At 61.2% G+C, this 2544-nt stretch carries 1 protein-coding gene; it reads right to left on the bottom strand.

The window, feature by feature from the left end; all coding sequences use genetic code 11:
• Positions 1–166 precede the first annotated feature (166 nt).
• Positions 167–2544 (bottom strand): LamG-like jellyroll fold domain-containing protein (locus tag AC1D1P_RS20710; RefSeq protein ID WP_477674258.1); only part of this gene is annotated, 2378 nt, incomplete at its 5' end.

A 2544-nucleotide genomic window follows, 5' to 3' on the forward strand; every position in this document is an offset into this window, starting at 1 on the left:
GTCCCTGCGCTGCTTGAAAGCGCTGTGGTCGTGGGGGTGGCGGCCAGCGCCAGGACCGGAGCCAGGGCGATGAGCAGTGCCAGGCGGCTGAGCCAGGTGGTGACGGCTCTGGTGGAACTAGGGCTGCGCATGCGACCTCCTGCTGGGGTGATGGTTGTTGTGGTGTTCAATTGCTCGCTCCCGTGAGTTGCTGGACCCGGTTCAAGGCGTCATACACCCGGGTAATGTTTCTTTGCAGGTTGCCCTGTGGGTCTTTGACCTGCTCGCCGGTCTTGTTGCCCATAGCGTCCAGGGTGTAGCTGACGGTGTTGCCTTTGGCGTCCGTCACACCCGTCAGGCGCTGTGCGGCGTCGTAGCTGTAGCTCATGGTGCTGTTGTCGGGCAGCGTGACGCCTGTCAGCTGGCCGGCGTTGTCGTAGGTGTAGCTGGTGGTGCGGGCTGCTCCGCCCGGCGGGGTGACTGTCACGCTGCTGACCCAGCCTCGAGGCGTGTAGCTCATGTCTGTGACGATGCCTTTGGGGTCGACCATCTGTCGCACACGCCCTGCCCTGTCGTACAGCGTGAACTGGGTCACGTGGCCTGCTGCATTGGTGATCGACTGGAGATCGCCTGCTGTGTGGCCTACCGCATTTGGGTCAATGGTGATGGGTCCGCTATTGGGGAAGGCCTGTGCCGGTGGTGTGAAGTTGGTGGTGTACCGCGCAAATCCCTTGGTGATCCGCAAATCAGAGAGGTACCCATTCCAGCCACCAGCGCCGATCGAGTCGGCACCGATGGCAACATTGCGTGAAGAAGTATTCAGGCTGACGGAAAGAGCCGCAGAGCCAACACTCACGCCGTTGACGTAGAGGGTCACCAGGTTGCCATTGCGCACTGCGGCCAGATGGTTCCAGGTGTTCAGGGGTAGCGCATTGGGCGCATTGATAACTGCAACCAGTGAGCTACCAGCGAAGAACGCTGCCTGGGGGTAACCTCCAATAGTGAGCAATCCAAAGCTGGCGTTTCCATTCACACCCAGTTGGTACTGGCCCACGATGCTTTGAATTCCCGACGCATAGCCCGTGGTGTTGTTTGCTTGATAGACCCAGCTTTCAACGGTGAAGTTTCCCGCGTCAAACTGGAAGGATCCTGCGGCGGGTGTCGAGATATAGGAGCTTGCGCCGTCAAAGTAAATTGAACTACTGCCAAATTTGCTTTGGGCCGTGCTGATCTGCGCATTACCCGACACTGTCAAGGGTCTGGGTGACAGACTGCTGTCCACGATGGGCGAGCCGGCCGCACCAGTGCCGTTGAGCAGCAAGCTGACGCGGTTCCACTCGGGGTCTCCATTGGACACAGCTCCGCTGAAGCTGTTACTGCCATAGTAGGCGTAGGTCTGGCGGACGGCGCCGTTGACGCTCTGGGTCGCCACCAAGCCTTGTGCACTTCCACTGGGGACGTAGGTCCAGCTGGCGGTCCGTGCCACATTGGTAGCGGTATCTGTGACGGTCTGGCTCAGCTGGTTGCCCTGGGTGTCGTAGGTATACGTGGTCGTCCTTCCCGCCTCCGTTACCAGCACCGGCAGCCTGAAGGTCGGGTGCCATTGCGTGGTCGTTGTCTGCACTTCGGGCAATCCTGCTGCCCTGGTCGTACTCAAGGGAAGGCGCCGGTTGATGTCCCAGGTGTACATGGTGTTCACGCCCAGGAAGTCGGTCTCCTGGGTGATGAAGCCGTTGGCGTCCTGTACTCGGCTGGCGGCGGATGGAGCGCCTGTTCCGCTGGGCTTGTCGGCGCCGGTGACACCCAGTTGCCCCTTGTTGGTGCTGTAGTTGTAGGTGCGCTGGGTGCCCAAGGGGTCGGTCACTGTGGCTGAGCCAGGGGTGGCGTAACTCACCGTGTACAGGTCGGCACCGCCCGCATAGCCGCTGCTGATGGCGCGGCCCAGGCTGTCATAGGCGATGTTGGACAGCCGGATTCCCCGCTCATCGGTGATGCCGGTGACCAGTTGGGCGTAAGTAGCGTTCTCGTAGTGGTAGATGCGGGTGACGGTGCCTCCCGAAGTACCAGGGTAACTGACGCTGGTCAGGTGTGAGGTGGCGGTGGTGCCGTCGTAGCTGTAGCTGATGATCCGGCCATCGCTGCCGATGACGCTCGTCAGCTGGCTGCTGGGGTTGTACGCAAAGCTCAAGGTGCGGCCGAACTGGTTGCTCACACTGAGGAGCAATCCTGCGACCGGAGCGGTCGTGGATATGGTGCTGGGCGTGCTGTAGGTATAGCTTTGGATCCAACCGTTTCTCTGGGTCACGGTGAGCAGCTTGCCTGCCGTATCGAACTGCCACAGGCTATCGTCGTCCAGCCGTTTATACAGAAGGCCTGTGGCGTTGGGGATCAGGCTGTCGGCGCTGTTGCCGGCGTCCCAGCTGCTGGTAGTGACATTCCAACTGAAGGTGCGTACGCTGCCGTCGCCAAAGATGACGCGGGCGATGTTGCCTGCAGCGCCAGCCGTGCCTTCTTGCTTGATCGAGATGGCGTGGTTGTGCGACCAGGCGCGGGTCAGCCCGGGAT

This window comes from Polaromonas sp. P1_E1_2 (genome assembly GCF_056406035.1).